At 58.7% G+C, this 21,549-nt stretch carries 16 protein-coding genes; 6 read left to right on the top strand and 10 right to left on the bottom strand.

Going from position 1 to position 21,549, the window contains the following annotated elements:
* Positions 1–20 precede the first annotated feature (20 nt).
* The 4 genes from Q1A59_RS03830 to dnaX form a co-directional block, all read right to left on the bottom strand.
* Positions 21–392: a hypothetical protein gene (locus Q1A59_RS03830; RefSeq protein WP_298402137.1), complete on the bottom strand. Its 372-nt coding sequence runs from the start codon at positions 390–392 to the stop codon at positions 21–23.
* Positions 393–683: 291 nt separating this feature from the next.
* Positions 684–1,301: a recombination mediator RecR gene (gene recR / locus Q1A59_RS03825; RefSeq protein ID WP_298402136.1), complete on the bottom strand. Its 618-nt coding sequence runs from the start codon at positions 1,299–1,301 to the stop codon at positions 684–686.
* 17 nt (positions 1,302–1,318) lie between these two features.
* Positions 1,319–1,621 (bottom strand): YbaB/EbfC family nucleoid-associated protein, encoded by a 303-nt coding sequence (locus Q1A59_RS03820; RefSeq protein ID WP_298402135.1) that lies wholly within the window; start codon positions 1,619–1,621, stop codon positions 1,319–1,321.
* A 256-nt stretch (positions 1,622–1,877) separates the two neighbouring features.
* Positions 1,878–3,641, bottom strand: a complete 1,764-nt coding sequence (dnaX, locus tag Q1A59_RS03815; protein ID WP_299643928.1) for a DNA polymerase III subunit gamma/tau — start codon at positions 3,639–3,641, stop codon at positions 1,878–1,880.
* A gap of 435 nt (positions 3,642–4,076) precedes the next feature.
* Between dnaX and Q1A59_RS03810 the strand changes: the two genes are divergently transcribed.
* Both Q1A59_RS03810 and Q1A59_RS03805 read left to right on the top strand, forming a co-directional pair.
* A complete protein-coding gene (locus tag Q1A59_RS03810; RefSeq protein ID WP_298482904.1) occupies positions 4,077–4,742 on the top strand; it encodes a hypothetical protein in 666 nt (221 codons plus the stop codon).
* Positions 4,742–6,367, top strand: coding sequence for an McrB family protein (locus Q1A59_RS03805; RefSeq protein WP_299643925.1), 1,626 nt, complete (start codon positions 4,742–4,744; stop codon positions 6,365–6,367). The genes Q1A59_RS03810 and Q1A59_RS03805 overlap by 1 nt, the downstream gene beginning before the upstream one ends.
* A 7-nt stretch (positions 6,368–6,374) precedes the next feature.
* On the opposite strand, the gene Q1A59_RS03800 is transcribed toward Q1A59_RS03805, so the two are convergent.
* Complete coding sequence (locus tag Q1A59_RS03800; protein WP_298402130.1) at positions 6,375–6,989, bottom strand: hypothetical protein; 615 nt, start codon at positions 6,987–6,989, stop codon at positions 6,375–6,377.
* Positions 6,990–7,166: 177 nt separating this feature from the next.
* Between Q1A59_RS03800 and Q1A59_RS03795 the strand changes: the two genes are divergently transcribed.
* The 3 genes from Q1A59_RS03795 (at position 7,167) to secA (ending at position 13,591) form a co-directional block, all read left to right on the top strand.
* Entirely contained in the window at positions 7,167–8,222 is a 1,056-nt protein-coding gene (locus Q1A59_RS03795) for an ATP-binding protein (protein ID WP_298402129.1), read from the top strand.
* Positions 8,182–10,407 (top strand): HD domain-containing phosphohydrolase, encoded by a 2,226-nt coding sequence (locus Q1A59_RS03790; protein WP_298482906.1) that lies wholly within the window; start codon positions 8,182–8,184, stop codon positions 10,405–10,407. Before Q1A59_RS03795 ends, Q1A59_RS03790 begins: the two co-directional genes overlap by 41 nt.
* A 199-nt stretch (positions 10,408–10,606) precedes the next feature.
* The gene (secA, locus tag Q1A59_RS03785; protein ID WP_298402127.1) at positions 10,607–13,591 is read left to right on the top strand and encodes a preprotein translocase subunit SecA; all 2,985 of its coding nucleotides are present in this window, start codon (positions 10,607–10,609) and stop codon (positions 13,589–13,591) included.
* A gap of 505 nt (positions 13,592–14,096) precedes the next feature.
* Here the strand turns inward: secA and Q1A59_RS03780 are convergent.
* From Q1A59_RS03780 to gnd, 4 genes are all read right to left on the bottom strand, one after another.
* The gene (locus Q1A59_RS03780) at positions 14,097–14,465 is read right to left on the bottom strand and encodes a hypothetical protein (protein ID WP_298402126.1); all 369 of its coding nucleotides are present in this window, start codon (positions 14,463–14,465) and stop codon (positions 14,097–14,099) included.
* Positions 14,466–14,521: 56 nt separating this feature from the next.
* Positions 14,522–15,661, bottom strand: a complete 1,140-nt coding sequence (locus Q1A59_RS03775) for a glucose-6-phosphate dehydrogenase assembly protein OpcA (protein ID WP_298402125.1) — start codon at positions 15,659–15,661, stop codon at positions 14,522–14,524.
* Between the two features lie 12 nt (positions 15,662–15,673).
* Positions 15,674–17,194, bottom strand: coding sequence for a glucose-6-phosphate dehydrogenase (gene zwf, locus Q1A59_RS03770; RefSeq protein WP_298402124.1), 1,521 nt, complete (start codon positions 17,192–17,194; stop codon positions 15,674–15,676).
* 149 nt (positions 17,195–17,343) lie between these two features.
* Positions 17,344–18,246 (bottom strand): phosphogluconate dehydrogenase (NAD(+)-dependent, decarboxylating), encoded by a 903-nt coding sequence (gene gnd / locus Q1A59_RS03765; protein ID WP_298402123.1) that lies wholly within the window; start codon positions 18,244–18,246, stop codon positions 17,344–17,346.
* Positions 18,247–18,451: 205 nt separating this feature from the next.
* Between gnd and Q1A59_RS03760 the strand changes: the two genes are divergently transcribed.
* Positions 18,452–19,897: an LCP family protein gene (locus tag Q1A59_RS03760; RefSeq protein WP_299643918.1), complete on the top strand. Its 1,446-nt coding sequence runs from the start codon at positions 18,452–18,454 to the stop codon at positions 19,895–19,897.
* 81 nt (positions 19,898–19,978) lie between these two features.
* Here Q1A59_RS03760 and Q1A59_RS03755 read toward each other — a convergent pair whose 3' ends face one another.
* Positions 19,979–21,535: a PucR family transcriptional regulator gene (locus Q1A59_RS03755; RefSeq protein WP_298402121.1), complete on the bottom strand. Its 1,557-nt coding sequence runs from the start codon at positions 21,533–21,535 to the stop codon at positions 19,979–19,981.
* Between the last annotated feature and the right edge of the window lie 14 nt (positions 21,536–21,549).

The following is a 21,549-nucleotide window of genomic DNA, read 5'->3' as shown; positions in this document are numbered from 1 at the left end:
GCAAAGGGTGCGCAATCGGTTCACAACTCGGTGCGCACCCGCTCGATCATGGCTTGGAGCGCAAACCGGGCCTTGCCCAGATTGGCAATCTCGCTGAGCACGCCGAGCACACCGTAATAGCCGGGTATAATCTGGGTCGCTACCATCAGCAGGGCATCGGTTTCGATCACTAGATCGCGCACATAACCAGCACCAATCCGGTCGGCAGCCGCCGTCGCCCGCGAGGTCAGCTCGGCCAATTCGAGTTCGGCCAGCTCGACATCAAGATCGAGTTCAACGGCAGCGGGATGGTAGGCTATCGCCACGCTGAGGCCATCAGTGCCAACGATGCCAGCAAATTGGGCGCCTTTAACGCCGGCGATCGTTTCGTTGAGAATCGTGGTGAGGTTCATGACATTGTTATTAGGTTATTGCGAAGCGGTTGCATAGAGCGGTCGTTTCATCGGTTGGACTATCGCTACGAGTGATTTCATCTGCTAGCGCGGGAAATTGATCCGCCGCCAGCGACTCGCAATGACATCGGTCACCGGTTGACCTTACGTGGGGGCGCAGCTCTCAAGCCATCACCGGTTTAGGCGCAAACCGTCCTCATCAGCGGAATTCGTCCCGTGCTTGCGGGGGATTGCTTCGCCGCCAGCGGCTCACAATGACATCGGTTACTGCTTCGCCACACCCCAATAGTCCTACAACTCCCGCCGGCCCTCAAGCGCCGAACCAAGCGTTTCGGGATCGGCCCATTCGAGATCGCCACCGGTAGGCAAACCACGGGCCGGGCGCGTCACCCGCACACCGAGCGGGGCCAGATCGCGCAACAGCAAGAAAGCGGTTGCTTCACCCTCGGTATTGGGATTGGTAGCGAGAATCACTTCGTTGACCGGCTCGCTGCGCACGCGGGCCACCAACTCATCAATCTTGAGATCCTCGCGATAGATGCCCTCAAGCGGAGCGATATGGCCGTGCAGGACGTGGTACAGACCACGATACGCGCCGGTGCGCTCGATCGCCAGCACATCGAGCGGCTCCTCGACCACGCAAATCTTGGTCTGATCGCGGCTGGGATCGCGACAGATCGGGCATAGCTCGCCAACCGTTATGTTGAAGCAGCGCCGGCAATACCCTACCTGCTCTTTGACATCGAGGATGGCCTGTGCCAGCGCCTGCGCTTGCTTCGGCTCAGCGCGCAGCAGGAAGAAGGTCAAGCGCGAGGCAGTCTTGGGGCCGATACCGGGCAGTTTGGCAAACTCTTCGATCAAGCGTGCAACCGGCGCGGCGATCACTGTTTGTTCTGGATGGACGGCCATACCTTCCCCGCAACGGCTTAGAACAACCCCTTGAGACCGCCGGTAAGCGGTTGCATTCGCTCTTCGGCCAACTGCTGCGCTTTGCGCGAAGCATCGTTAATAGCAACGAGCAACAGGTCTTGCAACATGTCAACATCATTCGGATCAACAACTTCTGGCGAAATCGTGATTGACTGCACCTCGCGGTGGCCATTCATCTTAACCGTAATCATACCACCGCCGGCAGTGCCCTCAACAATCGTAGCGGCCAATTCTTCCTGCACCTTCTGCATCTGGCGCTGCATTTGCTGAGCCATCTGCATCAGTTGGCGTTGATTCATAGCATTTGCTCCTTTCATAAGCGGGTGAAAAAGTTTAAGCTCGGATGTGGCGTGCAGCAATTAAACTGCTACACGCCATGACTTTTATGCTACAACGACCGCATCACGACCCGTTGGCAAGGTTGGAATGCGGCAGTTTCACTGCTGCACTCTATACCTGTGTCGCACTCAGACAATCCAATCACAAAACGACACTGCGCAGAACGACACACTCCTTCTACACAGGGTACCATACTGCGTGCCGCTTGTACAGCAATCATTCTGGTTCGAGCGGCTCAATATCCACGATCTGGGCATCAAAGATGTTCAGGGCAGCGCGCACCAATTCGTCTTTGCGCGCCTCGCGGATCTTGCCACGGAGATCGGTAGGTTCGACCGATTTTCCTTCAATCGTGCAGCGGACAGCATAGACCTTGCCTAACCGGCGGCGCAGCACCTCTTCGATGATCGCCCGATTTTTCGGCTCTTCCAGCCGCTCTTTATGAAATGAAGACGACACCAGCAAGACAATAGTATTCCCTTCGACATCATAGGGGCGGGCGCTATTGAGCAACGCCTGCACGGTCGGACTGCGCGGGCGGACATCGCGCTTAAAGTCTTCCCACGTTGCTTCGAGTTGTTCGAGCAAGGACAGCTCGGCATCAGCGGCGCGAGCGACTGCCGGATCAGCCGGCGGGCGAGCCTGTTGGGCCGCTACCCACGCTGCCGGCGGCGGAGGCGGCGGGTCGGCGACAGGTGCGGGCGCGGGCATAGCCGGTTCAGATGGCGGCGATGGTGCAACCGGCGGCGAATCGGCAGGGGCTCGTTGGCTGGCAACCGACGGGCGGGGCGGTTCAGCGGGCACAACTGGTTGCGAGCGGGGCGCGACAACTGGCGTTGCCGGCTGAGGCCGGGCCGGTTGCGGGCGCGGAGCCGCCGGTTGGGCCGCAGGGGCGGGAGCGAGCAACGCTTCAACCACGGCTACTTCGAGCGGCAGATGGCCGTAGGGCGTCGTGCGCAACTGGTAATCGAGATTGCTAAACAGCTTAACCCACTGCACGAGCGCTGTCATCTCGGCCTGCTGCGCCCATTGCGCCAACTGCGCCGCCTCATCGTCGCCGAGATCGAGCAACGTGCGATCGCCGGTAGCCTTAAGCAACATCACCGCGCGCAGCCGTTCCACCAGATCGCGAGCAAACTGGCGCAGATCGGCGCCCTGATTCGCCACCGCATTGACCGCGCGCAGCGCGGCGGTCAGGTCAGCGGCAAGCAAGGCTGCGATCAAGGCATCAACCTCGGCAGCGGCAGTCATACCGAGCAGACGTTGCACGTGGTGCAGCGTGATCGGCCCCTCGACGAACGAAGCCAACTGTTCGAGAATACCGAGTGCATCGCGCATACTGCCGGTCGCAGCACGAGCAATCGCTTCGGGAGCGCCATCGGCCAGCGCAATCCCCTCAGCGGCGGCAATCCGGCGCACGTGGGCCGCCATTGAGGTCACGCTATGGCGGACGAAGGTAAAGCGCTGGCAGCGCGACAAAATCGTCGCCGGCACCTTATGCACTTCAGTGGTGGCGAGAATAAACAGCGCATGATCAGGCGGTTCCTCAAGGGTCTTGAGTAACGCATTAAACGCCGCCGTCGAAAGCATGTGGGTCTCGTCAATAATATAGACCTTCATGCGAGCGACACTGGGACGAAACTGCACTCGCTCGATAATCTCGCGTGCATCCTCGACGCTCGTATGGGAAGCAGCATCCATTTCGATCACGTCAACGGCACGGCCTTCGGCAATCGCCGTACACATCTCGCACGTCCCGCATGGACGAGCGGCGGGATCGGGATGGAGACAGTTCACCGCCTTGGCCAACAAACGGGCCATGGTCGTCTTCCCAACACCGCGCGGCCCGGTAAACAGATAGGCATGGCCGACCCGGTCTTCGGCAATCGCATTGCGCAGCGTCTGCACCACATGCTCTTGCCCCACCAGTTCGGCAAAGGTTTGGGAACGCCATTTGCGGTAGAGTGATTGAACTGCCATTGTGGTTTCAGGTGTTGGTTACACAGCAAGATGTATTATACCAGAGGAGATAAGAGGTAAGGATGAAGGGGAGTGGTGAATGGCTAAGAGCGAGTTTGGAACTTGTCCTACCCTGTTAGGGGGTATGGGGCGAAATCAATTCCCTCCTTTGGAATGCGCGCGCTGTATCAGGAGGGTAGAATGAATTCCGCCCCCGCCATGCGCAGTACGCGATATATGCCCTCTCGCCCGCTGGAGAGCGCACCCCTCGCTCCAGCCCTCTCCCCGGAGGGGAGAGAAGGGAAGGAGACATTCTCTTTGTCAGTGCAAGGGCGCGCAGCGCCTGAACCAATCTCCTGCTCCACACAATGGAAATCAAACCAACGCAAACTGGCGACATAACCGGTGGTATAATCCCACATACCAGTACCATCTGCCTACGCCAGAGGATGGCCTATGCTCACCTACGAGCAATTGATTGCCCTGTTGATCGAAAGCCTCGAGCAACACCAGATCAACATTGTTCACACCCAAGAACTGCTTGACGTTCACACGTTGGGGCGCAGCCTGCACGTGACCTGTTTGCCACCGCATGCTGATAAAACCGGCGCATGGGCGCAACCGCCATTGCGCGCTGTGGTGAGCATCCACTGGCCGGCGGAGCTGACCATTGCCTCACTGCACGGCCAACCAATCATTGATGCGCTCAACCAGATTGTTGCCGAGCGGCTGCGCACGATGCAGCGCGCTAGCCCAATGGCGTTTGATGTGACCTACTTCCTGCCACTGAGCGATGACGAACAGCAGGCGGCGGATTTTGAGCATGCAACCGCCAAGATCCTCGATCTCTTTGCGCGCCGTGCTGACATCGAGGACAACTTCGAGATCAACGGCGTCCTCCGCTTAAGCAGTGAACAGGCGCCGACACTGGCGCAATTAACGGTAACCCGGCTCTTCCCGGTGGAACGATTGCAGGCTGAGGCGGTGGAAGAGGTGATTGCGGCTATGAGCGGCGAGCTGCGCGAGATACTTCCGCAGATAGCAACAGTCCTTCCGCCAACGCCAAGCGATCCTGAGCCGGGGCTTGATCCACAGTTTTATTTGCGACCACCGACTGCCTGATGCCATTTTCGCCTTCCGCGCTGCAAGCTTTGCTGCAACCCGGCGTGAGCGAGCGCTGGCAAGCGGTGCAACGTTGGTTGCACCCCGAAATGCTGGCGTTGGCCAACCGTGCGTCTGAACGGGCGGCAACGCTCTTGCCCCGGCAATGGCCGTTGTACGAGTTGAGTTTTAAGGCGCGGCGCGCGATTGATCGCGGCAAGGGCCGGCGCGATCCGATCGAAGACTACTGGTTCGCTTTCGACCGACCACCGCGTGGGGCCGGCGTTATGCTGACGGTGAGCGGGGTTGAACGCACGGTCACGGTGGGTCTGCAACTATGGGGAGTGCGGCGACCGCAACTAGCCCGGCTGTGGCGCGAAGCGCGCCCGTTGTGGGAAGAGCTGATCGACCGGATCGGCACGGAAGGGCAGGCGCGGTTTGCCAGTCGCCGCCCGCCCGCGCCGGAAATGCGCTGGGTCGATCACTATCTGGCGCAACGGCAAGCCCAATACCTGTGGGCAGGCTTCGTCTATCCTTGGGACAATCTGCCGCCCGACGAGCGGCTGATCGATGATCTCTGCACATTGCTGCCGCTCAATGAAGCGTTGATGGAACTGGCCGAGATCGAGCTGGCGACAACCCCTACCTTGCGCGAGGCGCCAGAACGCTATCACACCGGATTGCCGCCATTCGCGCAGATCGCCGCTGCGATTCGCCGACGGGGGATGGTGATTGATGAACGTATTTTGGAAGCGTTCCATCTGGCGGTGCAAGCGCGGCCCCTCGTGATTCTGGCCGGGCCGAGCGGCAGCGGCAAGACGTGGCTCACCCGGTTGTACGCCGATGCGTTGATTGGAGCAGATGAAGGCCAAACAAACCCCATCTACCTGCTGGTAGCGGTGCAACCCGACTGGCACAGCGCCCGCGATCTGCTCGGCTACTACAACACGCTCACCGGTCTCTACCAGCCGACCGCATTTCTGCGCCACGTGCTCAAGGCCGCCGCCGACCCTGATCAGACCTACATCGTCTGCCTCGACGAAATGAATCTGGCCCGGCCCGAATACTATTTGGCGCCGATCCTCTCGGCGATGGAGACTGCCGAGGGGCTGATCGATCTCGGCACACCGCTGGCCGAAACGCCGCTGGCCAGCGGCGGGGTGGTGCGCAACCCATTGCGCTTGCCGGCCAACCTGCGCCTGATCGGTACCGTCAACGTCGATGAAAGCACCTTCCTGCTCAGCGACAAAGTGCTCGATCGGGCCAACCTGCTCGAACTAGGGAGCGTTGATCTCAACCGCTTCCGCGCCGTATATCAAGGCTCCATCGACGACCAGATTTGGCAGATGCTGGCAGCGATCCAGACCCACATGGCAGCGGCAGGCAAACCAGCGGGGTATCGGGCTTTGGGTGAAACGCTTCGATTCATCGAACAAGCCAGCAGCATGAGCGCCTTCGAGGCATTAGACATGCAGATGCTCCAGCGCCTCTTGCCACGCTTGCGCGGCGATGACACCCCACGCTTCCGACAGGCGCTGCGCGGGCTGCATGCGCTTTGTGAGGGAAGGCTCCTGCGCAGCGCAGCCCGGCTCGAACAGATGTTAGCCCGGCTTGATCGTGAAGGGTATACGGATTTTTATGGATGATCCGGCCTCACGCCACCCGCACCGCGGCGAGACAGCGCACCGGTGACGGGATGCTGCCCACCTGCTGCCATGTGCGCCCGCGATCGTCGCTGCGCCAAATCTGGCCGGTATCGGTACCGGCCCATACCACATCAATATGGTAGGTGCTCGGTGCAAATGCGCTGAGCGCACCTTGCCATGCACCGGTCACTTCCTGCCACGTCTTGCCGCCATCCTCGCTACGCATAACGCGCGTGCCATCAGCGACCGCTGCCAGCAACACCTCTTGTTTCCCTGACAACACCGCCAGCAAACGAACGTCTGGCAACCCCACATCGGCATTACGCCAGACCCCCATCCCCTGCACGGTTGCTACCGGCAAGCGATCACTGGCGAGAAAATGAAACAACGCCCGATCCTCGGCATCGGCCTCATACCACTGCCGGCCACCATCATCACTGCGCAAAAAGGCCTGCTTCGTTGCCACCACCAAACTCAGCGAATCGGCGGCAACCAATGCAATCACTTGTTCACCGGCTAATGATACATCAGGTAACAAGCGCCAACGGCCCGTGCCACCCGGATCGCTGAAGACGTACAGACCATTATCGGCACCAATATAAAGCACTCCAGCCTTTGCCATGCCGCCTCCTTCGCCATACTGTCACACTAGCGCAGGCTGCGCAACCACTCGCGATTGTAGCATAGCATCACGTAATCCAATGTGCTATGATAATTTAAGCTCTTCTCGTTGGAGCACATCCCCGTTCGATGACTCAACTTATACGTGCTTGCTGCACACGCATTGCAGGATGGGATTATGTCGCTCGCACATCTGCGCCATATTTGGCAGAGCGCCGATCCGGCGCTAAGTGCTCTGCGATTAGCGTTTTGGTACACGATTATCGGCGGAGCATGGATTGCCTTCTCTGACCGGATCCTCGCGTTTATTATCAGCGACATAGAGAGCTTGACCAGCTGGCAGACGGCCAAAGGCTGGTTATTTGTGTTAGTAATGGCCGGTTGGCTGGGATGGGAACGGTGGAACACGCTCAAGCAATCCCAACGTGTCAACGATGAATTACGCGCCCTCAATACCTCGCTCGAGCAACGCATTGCCGAACATACTGCGCCGTTGCAGGCTGCGAATGCCGAATTGAGCCAGATTAATCAAGAGCTTGAAACCTTTACCGCGATGATCTCGCACGACCTCAAAGCGCCGCTACGCGTCATTGAAGGCTATAGCCAACTCCTCTTGCGCTTTCATGCTCACCGGCTCGACGATGACGGCAAACAATGCCTGAACAGTATTCGCACTGCAACAACCCAAATAAACCAGCTTATTGACGATTTACTTGCCTATACCCACATTGAGCGCAAAGTGCTTGAATATGCTGAGATTAACCTTGAATCCATCATCGAAGAGATTTTGGCCGTTCACACTGATCAAATCGAGACCCGCGGCGTCACTGTCGAGCGGGATATTCGCTGTCCGGTGATGCGCGGCGACGAGATCGGCATCACTTTAGCGCTACGTAACCTGATCGACAACGCGCTAAAATTTACGGCCCCCATCCCTCAACCACGGCTGACAATTGGCACAGAAGCTGTAGGCGATGCAGTACGATTATGGGTCAAAGATAACGGGATCGGGTTTGACATGCGCCATCACGAGCGAATTTTTGCCATTTTTCAACGCTTGCACCCCCAAGATGCGTATCCCGGTTCCGGAGTTGGTTTAGCTATCGTGCAAAAAGCGATTGAACGCATGGGTGGCCGGGTCTGGGCCGAGAGCAGCCCCGGTGCCGGCGCAATTTTCTATTTGGAGATCCCAAATGCCACCGCATCACCTGCATTTGTTGCTAATAGAAGATAATCCCTTTGACGCCGATCTCTTCCGGCGCGCGATGCTGCTGCACGATGCTAAGATCAAGATCACGCACATCGATTCGTATCAAGCTGCATACGCCCATCTCAACAACCTCTCAACAACTGCGATAACCTATGACGGGGTGATTCTCGACTTACACCTCCGTGATGGCGATGGCCTCGATCTGCTCGCCTACATGAGGTCGCACCATCTGCCGCTGGCAGTGATTATCCTGACAGGCGGGGGCGGCGATCACATGGTGATTAGCGCACTGAAAGCCGGCGCCGATGATTATGTCATCAAGCGCGATGACTATCTCGACCGGATCGGCGCGATCATCGAACAGGCGTGCCAGCGTTTTCATTCCCAGCAAGCACGGCGCAGTCAGACGATTACCGTCACCTATATTGAATTCGGCGCGACCGACAGCGAAGCAACGATCCACTATCTGCAACGCATCGCCCCCCACCTGCACTGTGTGCCGATGCGCGGTCAGCGCGCGTTTTTACACAATTTGGCCCGAGGCCACTCTGCCGGTGATCTGGTGCTGATCGACTGCGCGCAACCACGCTTAGCAATGCTCGATCTGGTGAAAGAACTGCTCCAATTTCGCCGGCTCACTCAACCGATCATTGTGATGGCCCAGCCGGGCAACGAGGAGTTTCCCTTACAAGCATTACGGCTCGGTGTGGCCGATTACATCATCAAACGGGAAGGCTTTCTCAGCCAATTGCCAGTTGTGTTGGAAAACGCCCACTACCGCGCCCAACTCCACCAACAAAACGAGCGCCTCCGGCTGCAAGCTCAAGCCCTTAACGACGCCGCCAACGCGATTATGATCGCTGACCGCAACGGGATTATCGAATGGGTCAATCCGGCCTTCACCACACTTACCGGCTATGAAGCAGCCGAAGCCATCGGTCAGTCAACCCGCCTTTTGCGCTCAGGGAAGCAAGATCAGGCTTTTTACGCGGCGCTCTGGGATCAGATTTTGGCGGGGAAGCCATGGCATGGCCGTCTCATGAATCGTCGTAAAGACGGCAGCCTCTACCACGAAGAGATGACGATTACGCCGGTGGCGAATGAGGACGGCGTGATCAGCCACTTTATCGCGATCAAGCAAGATATTTCCGAACAAGTAGCCCGCGAACAGCGCCGCACTACTTTAGCGGCAATTGGGACAGCCCTACGCCGGGCGCAATCTTGGGCCGAATTGACGCCGATTTTACTTGGGCAAGTGTGCGAAGTGTTTCAAGCCGAAAGCATCGCGCTGTTACGGCCAGATGGCGAGCGGTTACACGTTGATCTTGCGCTGAGCAGTTTGGCGATACTCGCACAACAGCCGGACGTTCTGGCAATGCTGGCTGCTCAGTTCAGAAACGTCAACGGGCCGCTCAACGTCACGCGGTTGCTTCACGAAACCGAACAGACGGTCATCGGAGTACCACTGCAGGCCGCAAACCGCTTGGTTGGCATATTGGTGCTCAAGCGGGCCGCCCCGTTGAGTGAAGCCGAACTCGATTTGTTGAATGACATTGCTGAATTAGCTGCTAATGCTCTGCACCGCACCGATCTGTTCGATCAGTTACGTGCGGCGAATACCGAACTGCGCGCAGCCTACGATGCCACGATTGAAGGCTGGTCACACGCTCTCGATCTGCGTGACCGCGAGACGGAAGGTCATTCGCGCCGCGTGACCGAATTGACGGTGCGGATTGCTGCGCGCATGGGCTTCAGCGAGGAAGAGCTGCTGCACGTGCGCCGCGGCGCGCTGTTACACGACATCGGCAAGATGGGCATTCCCGACGCGATCTTGCTCAAGCCCGGCCCACTCAACGATGAAGAGTGGGCAATTATGCGCACCCATCCCACCCTCGCCGTTGAACTCTTACGTCCGATTGCCTTTCTCACGCCTGCGCTTGATATTCCGTGGTGCCACCACGAAAAATGGGACGGCACCGGTTACCCGCGCGGTCTGCGCGGTGAGGAGATTCCACTTGCTGCGCGTATCTTCGCGGTAGCCGATGTCTATGACGCTCTGACCAGCGACCGGCCCTACCGGACTGCGTGGTCGCGTGAACGGGCGCTAGCGTACATCCGTGAACAGGCTGGGAGCCACTTCGATCCACGGGTGGTCGCAGTATTTGAGCAGGTCATCGCCGAGATGGGTAGCAATGATATAATGAAATGAATAGAAGGAGTGGAGCAACAAGGTGCGTTACTTAGTGTACGCATACCCTCTACCCCTCTCAAACTCATCACCGCAAGAGGCGGCAATGATATAATGAGTTGGAGAAGTGGGGCGACGCAGTGCGTCGTCCGTACAATCCATTTTGTCCCCTGCTGAGCGCAAAGCGTCCGCATTCCGGCAGGATGATGAAGGAGTTGATATGTTGAATTTTCTCCGGCGGTTGCTGGGTGACAGCAACGAGAAAGAGATACGCCGGCTGCAGCCAATAGTGGAAGAGATTAACCAACTTGGCCCCGAATTCGCCAAGTTGAGCGACGCCGAGCTGCGTGCGAAGACTGATGAATTCCGCCAGCGTCTCGCCGATGGCGAGACGCTTGATGATATTTTGCCCGAAGCGTTTGCTACTGTGCGCGAAGCAGCGTCACGCACGATCGGGCTGCGCCACTATGATGTGCAGTTGATCGGCGGTATTGTGCTGCACCAAGGCAAGATCGCCGAGATGAAAACCGGCGAAGGTAAGACGTTGGTGGCTACTTTGCCGCTCTACCTCAACGCGCTCGAAGGCAAAGGCGCGCATCTGGTGACGGTTAACGACTATCTGGCCAAGGTCGGCGCAGGCTGGATGGGGCCGATTTACCACTTCCTCGGTCTCTCGGTCGGCTTTATCGCCCACGAACAGAGCGCGTTGTACGATCCCGATTATATCGATCCGAACGCCAACCCCGAAGATCAGCGGCTTGTCCATTGGCGACCATGCACCCGTCGCGAAGCCTATTTGGCCGACATCACCTACGGCACCAACAACGAGTTCGGCTTCGACTATCTGCGCGACAACATGGCGTATGAGAAGTCGCAGCTTGTGCAGCGCGAGCTACACTACGCCATCATTGACGAGGTTGACAACATCTTGATCGACGAAGCGCGCACGCCGTTGATCATCTCTGGCCCGGCGCAGAAATCGTCGGATCTCTACCGCCAGATGGCCCAACTCGTGCGCCAGTTGCGCCGCTCGACGGTGACGGCCAAGCAGGTGAAAGAGGAAGGGCTAGAACCGGACGGCGACTTTTTTGTCGATGAGCGTACCAAGAGCATCTACTTGAGCGAAAAGGGTATTGAGAAGCTCGAACGTTTGCTGCGCATCCCTGCCGGTGAGAGTCTGTTCGATCCTGAACATTATGAAAAGACTCACTACGTTGAGAATGCACTCAAAGCGCAATTCATCTATCAGCGCGACCGTGATTATATGGTGACCCCAAACGGTGAAGTGGTGATTATCGATGAATTCACCGGGCGCGCAATGCCGGGCCGGCGCTGGAGCGATGGCCTGCATCAGGCGATCGAGGCGAAGGAAGGGGTGGCGATCAAGAACGAGAACGTGACGCTGGCTACCATCACCTTCCAAAACTACTTCCGCATGTATAAGAAGCTGGCCGGGATGACCGGTACGGCCTATACCGAGCGGGAAGAGTTTGCCAAGATTTACAATCTCGATGTGGTGGTCATTCCGACGCACAAACCGATGATCCGCGAGGATCTGCCCGACCAGATATACGCCACCGAAGAGGCGAAATTCAACGCTGTGCTGCGCGAAGTGCAAGAAATGCACGAGATTGGCCGACCGGTGCTGATCGGTACCACGTCGGTCGAAACCTCCGAGCGGATCAGCGCCATGCTCAAGCAGGCCGGCATCCCGCACAATGTGCTCAACGCCAAACACCACGAACGTGAGGCGGCAATTGTAGCGCAGGCCGGGCGCAAGGGAGCAGTGACAGTCGCCACCAATATGGCTGGTCGCGGTACCGACATTCTGCTCGGTGGGAATCCTGATGGTTTAGTCGAAGAGTTTTTGCGCAAAGAGGGATTAACGCTTGAAACGGCCACTCCTGAACAGAAGCGAGCAGCGTGGGAGAAGGCCAAGGCGTTGACCGAGGCCGAAGGTGAGGAGGTGCGCAAGCTCGGCGGTCTACACGTGATCGGCACCGAGCGGCACGAAGCGCGCCGGATCGATAATCAGTTGCGCGGGCGCGCCGGTCGCCAAGGCGATCCCGGCTCATCCCGCTTCTTCCTCTCGCTCGAAGATGAATTACTGCGCCGGTTTGGGCCTGTGGATCGCATCAGAGGATTGATGGAGCGCTATGTCGGTTCAGATGTGCCACTGCAAGCCGGCTTGCTCGATCGCACGATCGAAGGCGCGCAGACTCGCGTCGAGGGCTACAACTTCGATGCCCGTAAGCACACCGTCGAGTTTGACGACGTGATGAACAAGCAGCGCCAGATTATCTACGCTGACCGCAAGGCCATCCTCGACGAAGCCGATATGCGCGAGCGGGTGCTCGATCTGATGGCCGAAGAGATCCAGCGCCAGATCGACGATCATCTGAGCGATGAACCCGATGAACTTGAGTTGACTGAAGTACTGCGCGCGTATCGCCGGATCAACCCGACCCTGCCGCCAACCGTCACCGCCGAGACGCTAAAGGGGCAGAAGAAAGAGCAGATTGAGCAATTCCTGCTCGACCATCTTGAGACGACTTATGCCGAGCGTGAGAAGGCAATTACCCCGGAAGTGATGCGCACAGTCGAACGGCGGGTGATGTTAGGTGCAATTGACCGCCAGTGGGTCGATTATCTGACCGCGATGGACGAGTTGCGGCAGAATATTCTCTTGCAGGCCTACGCGCAGAAAGACCCCTTGGTCGAATTTAAGCGCGAGTCGTTCCGCATGTTCGACGAACTAAAAGAGAACATCGCCCGCGACATTGTTTACAACGTCATCCCGGCGTCGTTCCAATACGAAGCCTATCTGCGCCAGATCGCTGAAGAGCAGGCCCGCCGCTTGGCGACGGCGCAGGTCGCTGGCGGCAGCAGCGAAGTCGAGCAGTCACACAAACCCCAACGCCGTTCAACGCCGCAGATCGGGCGCAACGATCCCTGCCCGTGCGGTAGTGGCAAGAAGTTCAAGCATTGCCACTTGGGTCGCGAGCACGAGCTGGCCAATCTGGGAAATGCAACGCCAGTGACACCACCTGCGCCAGCTAAGCCAGTGCGTCCGGCTAACCCAGCTATCGCCGAAGAGGCGGCCAAGATTAAGGCGGTAATTGATAGCGGCAAGCTGCCGCCAAACGGCCCCGCCACACAACGCGGGCGCAGTCCCCAAGCGGTACCGCGGGGGAAGAAGCGGTAAGATCACGCTTACAACCGATCCCCAGCCCCTCTCCCGCAACACGGGAGAGGGGCGTTTCTGTTTTCCGCTCGACGATGCCTCTCTCGCAACCAAGGCGGCTCCCCCTCTCCCGCCGTCAGGTGGAAGAGGGGGCCGGGGGGGTGAGGGCCAGTAGCCTGCGCAGCAGGCTTTGTCAACATAGTCCGGCCCTTCAGGGCCGGGCCGAAGCTGAACCAAATGTGCTGTCAACCCTGTAACCCCACGAGAGAAGGGGAATGTCCAACTCCCTTTCCCCGCAGGGGGAAGGCTAAAATGGGGGCATCACCACTCCCCGCTTGTCATTGCGAGCCGCAGCGGGGCAATACCGCACATTCCCCGCACGGCGAAGCAATCTTGGCCACCCCCGGGAGAGATGCACTCAGTCACTCTTCCCGTCCAAGCGAGAGATTGCTTCGGGCGCTGCCGCACTGTCGCAATGACAAGAGAACAAGGCCCTGCCCGATCACCGCAGGGCCTTGCCGCCCCGCTACATCGCCAAAAACGACAAATAAAAGATCAGCAAAAAGATAAACGACACCACATTCGCAATCAGCGCCGCCATATAACTAGGGGCAGCCTTGCGTTTGCGGATCAGCATCAACACGAAACCCTCCACCAGCACCGCCACTACAAATGCCCCGACAATCACAAACAATGGGTTTTCTAACGCCAACAGCAATTGGCCCAGCAGCACAATCACCACTGATGACACAATACTGGCAACCACCACATCACCCAAAGCGCGAAAGAGCGGTTGCCATTTGATCTGCACCATCGCCTGCCATTCAATCAACAACATCAAGATAATGATGCCAACACCGAGCGGGCTAAGGAAGAGTTCTTGAAACGGAAACATCAGCGCGATCCTTGTCTGATCCATACGGTTGGTGAAGCATTATAGCGGATCTCCCGCTATGGCAACACCAAACGTCGCGCCAGCCCTCCAGCCACATGCAGCGCTGCGGCAAAGGTGCGGTCGCGGCTGAGCAGTCGTAGTTCGCTGCTGAGCAGGTCGGCCAGCGCTGGCCGATCAATCGTTGCCGTGCGCTCGATCGGATGCGCGCCAGCGATGGTGGCTCGCGTGCAAGCATGCCCGGCATCACTCGTCAATTTCACAACAAACTCCGCCTGCTGATTATCCACCGCCCGCAGTACCAACCGGGCCAGCCCCTCAACGCCGGCGAGATCGACGGGCCGAATTGCCACGCTCACCAGCCGGATAGCCGTCGGCCCCACGCCCACCGCTGGTCGTCGCAGGTAGATTTGGATGGTTTCGCCCTCAATCCCCACCGCATCTTCCAACGGCGTCCATTTCAAACAACTAGCCAACCAGCCGACAAAGAGCAGCGCTGCCACCGGATTCGGACGGTTGCCGGCGGCGTATTCGATTATGATCTCGTCGATCCGGTGCAAGTGCGGCAAAAAGGGGCGAGTATCAAAGAATTGGGCCGTCAATTCACGCCACGGAGTCAGGCGTGTCCACCCCAAATCACTCACCGCCGGCGCTCCGTTGGCTGTCTGTTCAAAAGCGGCCAACTCGGCCAATTCTCGCAACGGATCGGCAAAGGTGGTCGAATCGACGATGAGCCGGTCGCAGAGCCGGTAGAGCCGTTGTACCAACGGCTGGGCGAAGGGCTGCGGGCCGGGCGCCCACAGTACCACAGGCAAATCGGGCACCAGCAGCGGCAACACGAGGCTGGCCAGTTGTCCAGCGGGCGCGCCGCAGGCACTAATTGTCACTTGCTCACCACAGACCTGCGTGCGGCCAGCATTAGTCAGCGTGCAAAGCGCCTGTGCGTTTGCTTGCAACTCGGTCGCCGGGCCGGGCCGGTCAATCACAATCACGGTACGGTTGGGATGTTGCGCAGTGAGTGCCGGCGCCACCGCTAAGGCTTGTTCGGCCCAATCATCATCAGGCGCGCGCACAATCAGATTGAGCGTCAACGCCCGAATCACCGCTTGCCCGCCAGCGTCAGGATGCGTCGCTTGCTCTTGCCACATCTGGCGCAATTCGCGCTCGATCGCATTGATATCGATTGCCCCTTCGCTCATACCATCTCCGTCTTATAGTCGCCGCCACGACCGGCCATCGCGGGCGATATATTCATCGGCTGCCGCCGGCCCCCAACTGCCGGCTTCATAATTGGGGAACGGCTGCGGCGGGCCTTTAGCCCAAGCCTGCAAGACCGGCGTCAATAGCGCCCAACTAGTTTCAACTTCGTCACGGCGGGTAAAGAGGGTACCATCGCCCAGCATACAATCGAGCAACAGCCGCTCGTAGGCTTCTGGTGAAGTGACGCCAAACGATGCGCCGTAGCGAAAATCCATCGTCACTGGACGGATCTGGGACTGGCCGGGAGTTTTCGAGCTGAATTTGAGTGAAATCCCTTCATCAGGCTGGATCTTGATCGCCAAGACGTTCGGATCGAGGTCGTTGAGCGGCGTATCGGCAAAGATCATCGTCGGCGCCGCCTTGAACTGAATTGCAATCTCGCTCACCCGCCGCGGTAACCGTTTGCCGCTGCGTAGGTAGAATGGCACTCCGGCCCAGCGCCAATTGTCAATAAACAGCTTCAACGCCACGTAGGTCTCGGTTTGCGAAGTGGGCGATACTCCCTTCTCTTCGCGGTAGCCGCGCACCGGCAAGCCATTGGCACTGCCCGGCCCGTACTGGCCGCGCACCGTATCGTTGACCGACAACGGGCGCACCGCGCGCAACACCTTGACCTTCTCATCACGCACCGCATCGGCGTCGTAGAGCGACGGCGGTTCCATCGCTACCAGACACAGCAACTGCATCAAGTGGTTTTGGATCATGTCGCGCAGCGCGCCGGAGGTATCGTAATACCCTCCGCGATCCTCAACCCCGATGGTTTCGGCAACGGTAATCTGCACGTGATCGATGTGGCTCCGGTTCCAAATCGGCTCGAAGATGCCGTTAGCGAAGCGAAAGATCAAAATATTCTGCACCGTCTCTTTACCGAGATAGTGATCGATGCGGTAGACTTGATCTTCGCGAAAGACCGACAACACCTCGGTGTTAAGGGCCTGCGCGCTAGCGAGATCATGACCAAACGGCTTCTCGATGATAATGCGCGTCCATCCGTTCGAGTGAGCTAGGCCGTGGGCGCCAAGCTGGGCAACAATCGTGGGATAGGCTTCGGGCGGCGTCGCTAGATAGAAGACGCGATTGCCAGACGTGCCGCGTTCAGCGTCAATCACCGCCAGTCGCGCAGCCAAACTGGTGTAGGCATCAGCGTCGTCAAAGCTGCCGCGATGGTATTGAATCCCTTGGGCGAAGCTAGCCCATAATTCGGGATCAACCGGCCCTGAACGCGAATTAGCATTGACCGCCTCGCGCAGCAGATCGCGAAAATAATCGTCGCTCCAATCGCGGCGGGCGAAACCGACGACTGAAAAACCGCCGGGCAAGCGGCGCTCGCGGGCCAGATTGTAGAGTGCCGGCACCAATTTGCGGCTGGTCAAATCGCCGCTAGCGCCGAAAATGACCATCGTGCAAGGTTCGGGCGTGCGGCCAATGCGCAACCCGGCCCGCAGCGGATTATCCAAAACAGGCGTCGCCATGTGCTCGCTCCGTGCTTGATGTTTGACCTCAGAGATCGCAGAGGGCGAGAGATGTTTGATGAACTACTGGAGGGCAACCTCCCAGCGCCGAACACCATCCTCTTGTCTTTCCCGCCGCGTCTACCGCGACCTCTGCAATATATATGGCTTTACTCCGCCTTCTTAACCGCGTGACCGCCGAACTGTTGGCGCAGCGCGGCCAGCACCTTGGCGCTAAAGCTGTCTTCTTGGCGCGAGCGGAAGCGCATCTGCAACGAGAGCGTAATGATCGGCGCCGGCACAGCGAGATCAATGCTCTCTTGCACCGTCCACCGTCCCTCACCACTATCTTCGACATAACCGCGGATGCTACTCAGATTGGCATCATCACTGAACGCGCGCTCAGCCAATTCCAACAACCACGAGCGCACGACACTGCCCTGATTCCAGAGATGGCTAATCTTGGCCAGATCAAAATCGTAGCGCGACTGGCGCAAAATCTCAAAGCCTTCGGCATAGGCCTGCATCATGCCATACTCGATGCCGTTGTGAATCATTTTGACGAAATGACCGGCCCCATGCGGCCCGCAGAGCAGATAGCCATCCGGCGGGGCCAGCGTCTGCAAGAGCGGTTCAACGTAGCGGAACGTCTCTTCGTCGCCGCCGACCATCATGCAGTAGCCGACCTGTAAGCCCCAAATCCCGCCGCTGACGCCAATATCGAGAAACCGCAACCCATGCGCCGCCAATTGCTCGGCGTGGGCAATGCTCGCCTTATAATTATTGTTGGCACCATCGATCACAATGTCACCCGACGCAAGCAGTGGTGTCAGCGCGGCCAGATGCTCGTCGGTGGCAGCGCCAGCCGGCAACATCAACCAAACGACGCGCGGCGGGGTAAGCATCGCCACCAGATCGGCCAACTCTTCCGCAGCGATCAGATCATGCTCAGCCGCCAATTCACGCGCTTTGGCAACAGTGCGGTTATAGACAATCACCCGGTGGCCGCCGCGGCGCAAACGAATCGCCATATTCGCGCCCATCCGGCCCAAACCGACCAGTCCTACTTCCATCATTCGCTCCTTAAGCTAACTATTGCGAGTGCAATTGATAATCCTTGCCTAAGCATTATACTCCGGTCTGATGACAGCACAGGAGCAATACGGTATGATGATGAACATTACGCAGAGTTAGAGCGCTCGCGGATACCAAGATCCGAGTCGTTTAGCCCAGCAACGTCGCGGCGATCCCATAACCCATCTATTGCGGAGTTTACTTATGTCGAATAACCAACCCAACCAACCGCCTCGCCCGCCGGCTAGCCGCTCGCCTTACCCTGACGCGACGCTGGTGATGCACCGGATAGAGCACAAACACTCTCGCCAAGGCTTGCTGCCACCGCCAAGCACCTCACCGCGCCGTGTCACACCCAAGCGGCGATGGTCACTAGGTTGGATCGCGCTAGGAATGTTGGCAATCGTTGCACTGGCGCTCGGGTTTGGCTACTGGCAGATCCACCGGCTGGCACAACGGATCGTGGTTGCCGACCCACGCGGGCCAGCCATTACGTCACCATTGCTTGGCGCAAATATTTTGGTTGTTGGGGTTGACATCCGGCGTGATCGTCCCGAAGAGGGGATACGCAGCGACACATTAATACTCGTGAGGCTCGATGGCATAGGAGGCTGGGCCAACCTGCTTTCGATCCCGCGCGATACACAAGTTGATCTGCCTAACCGTGGCCCCAGCAAGATCAACGCCGCCTACGCTTACGGCTATTATCACGCAACCGAACTCTACGGCGATGGCGTAAGCGCGGAACAGGGCGGGATGGCGTTCGCCGCCGACACGGTCAGCCAGTTTCTCAACTTTGAGCAACGTAGCATGCGGGTCGATTACGTCGTGCAGATCGATTTTGACGGCTTTGCTGCATTAATCGATGCCCTTGGCGGGATTACGATCGAGGTGCCGCGCCGGATCGTCGACGAGGCCTACCCCACCCCTGACTACGGCGTCATGCAAGTCGTCTTTGAAGCCGGCCCGCAACGGATGGATGGCGCGCGCGCCTTGATCTACGCCCGCACACGCCACGCTGACAGCGATTTTGGTCGCACTGAACGGCAACAGCAAATCGTGCAAGCGATTGTTAGTGAAATTCGGCAGCGTAACTGGTTTGAGCGGATGCTCTTACTGCCGCGTATCCTCGATGCCGTTACCCAAACCGGCGATACGCCAGCAGTTCTAACCACCCTGCCACTGGCCAACTTCGACACCTTACTGGCAATGGGACGCTTGGCCGCCAACCTCGACCCGGTGCTGATCGGCCGCTACCGGATCGAGCCGGGCACTGTAGCTGTGCGTGAAAACGGCACCAACCTGATCTGGGATGCCGACAACGTGGCGGCGCTAGTCAATCGCTGGCTGACGCCGCCGGGAGAGGCGAGCGAACGAGCGCGGGTGCAGGTGCTCAATGGGGCGAGTGTTGCAGGGCTAGCGCGCCGCACCAGCGAAGAACTGAGCGCCAACGGCTTTACGGTCCTCGCCCCTGCCGACGCGCCACCGGGAGACTATCCGCGCACGGTGGTGTATCAAGCCGGTAACGCCCCCTTTACTGCCCGCCGGCTCGCCCAACTGCTGGGCGCTGAGATGGTCGTTGGCCAACCGGCGGGAGTGTATAGCGAGGCAGAGATCGTGGTCATCCTAGGACGTGATCGCACACCGTGAAAGTAGGGAGTGGGGAATAGGTACAGTGTGCGCTTACTGACATTGCTCACGATCAACTCGCAAACCCCTTCGCCCGCTTGCTCACCCCTCTTCCAAGGTCGAGAGAATCCGGTGTGCGCGCACGGCCAACCAGAGCGCAAAATGCTCCTCGGCGTTATCGAGATCCATCCCGCTAATCTCCTTAATCCGCTCGATACGGTAGAGCAACGTATTGCGGTGAACGTGCAACGCCTCGGAAGTAGCGCGCAGATTACCGAGGTTGTTAAAATAGGCTTCAAGCGTCTTAATCAGATCGGCGTGCTGGCGCTTATCATACTCAGCGAGGCTAGCAAGCGTCTCGCGGTAGAACGACCACAGCTCCGGCGTCTCACGTAAGCGAATGAGCAAACGGTAGACACCCAGATCGCCGAACGCGAGCACGCGATCGTTACCAAAAATCTGGCGGCCAAGGCTCAACGCCTGTTCAGCCTCTTCGAGGGTGCGCCGCCACTCAGAAAGATGCGCTGCCGGCGAGCCAATGGCAAGCACCACATTCGGATGATCGAACAACAAACGTTCGCGCAACTGCTCGGCCACCTCACGCGCCCGGCTGACCGTCGGCGAGGGCACCATGCAGAGCACATTGCTCTCGCGCCGCGAGATAGGTGCATTGATATTCAGCCGTTTCAGCTCATTCTGAATATTGGCCGCGGCCCGGCCTAACGTCGCGGCGCTGGCATCATCAATATGCACCAGCACTGCCGTATGAGGCGCCGTAAGGGTATAGCCCAGCTCCTGACCACGCTGGATCGCGGCGGCTACATCGGCAGGCGGCCCAGCCAGAATACTGGCAATAAAATCGCCGCGCAACCGCTCTTCGGCAGCCTGCACCGCTTGTTCTTTGGCCAATTCGAGCGCTAATGCCAGCGCGCCACGCTGCACTGCCGTGCGATCCCACGGATCAAGCGTCGCCCCGGCAATTGCGACATAGCCGGTTGGTGCGCTACTATTGCCAATCGGCTCGACCCAGATTTGCTGGTTGAGCAAATTCATTTCGCCACGACCAGAGGGACGCAGCGCCTGCAAAGCCAGTCGCGCCTGCCCGCGCCCGCGTTGTGCCCGGATCACGCCATTCGGCGCATAACATGCCACACTCTGACCGGTGCGCTCGTGCAGAATATCGAGCAAGCCGCCAATCCCGCCACCTTGTAATGAACGCTGGGTAAGCAAATCGTAGAGCTGGGCAGCCCGCCGCTCGAACTGCGCTTCGTAATCGGTAATCAGGCGGGTGATCTCACGCTCGACCTCACGCAGATCGACCCCCTCGGGCAGATGCAGCAACGGCAGCCGGGCCTCTTCCGCCGCTTGCTGATCTTCGGGTGTGATCACGCCCAGCGCAACGACGCCGGCAATTGGCACCGGCGCCTGTGCTAAGCGGCGCACCAACACCGCTAACGTTAACCGCGAATCGAGCGCACGCGCCGCTTCAACCGATAGCAAGGCGAGTTCACCACCGCGAAGTTCGGCAAAGGCCGGCAACGTAGCGCGGAGGGTGGCAATCCAACTGACCTGACGCCCCAAGCCGGTAGCGCCGGCAACGACCGTAGTGCCCTCCGGCAACGCTAGTCGCACCACATCGCGAACGGTGATGGTTACCATACTAATACATCACA

It is taken from the genome of uncultured Chloroflexus sp., from assembly GCF_937951745.1.
In the GTDB taxonomy this organism is placed as follows: domain Bacteria; phylum Chloroflexota; class Chloroflexia; order Chloroflexales; family Chloroflexaceae; genus Chloroflexus.
The sequence above is the reverse complement of the archived record's forward strand: the minus strand, read 5'-3'. Positions and strand labels throughout refer to the sequence as shown.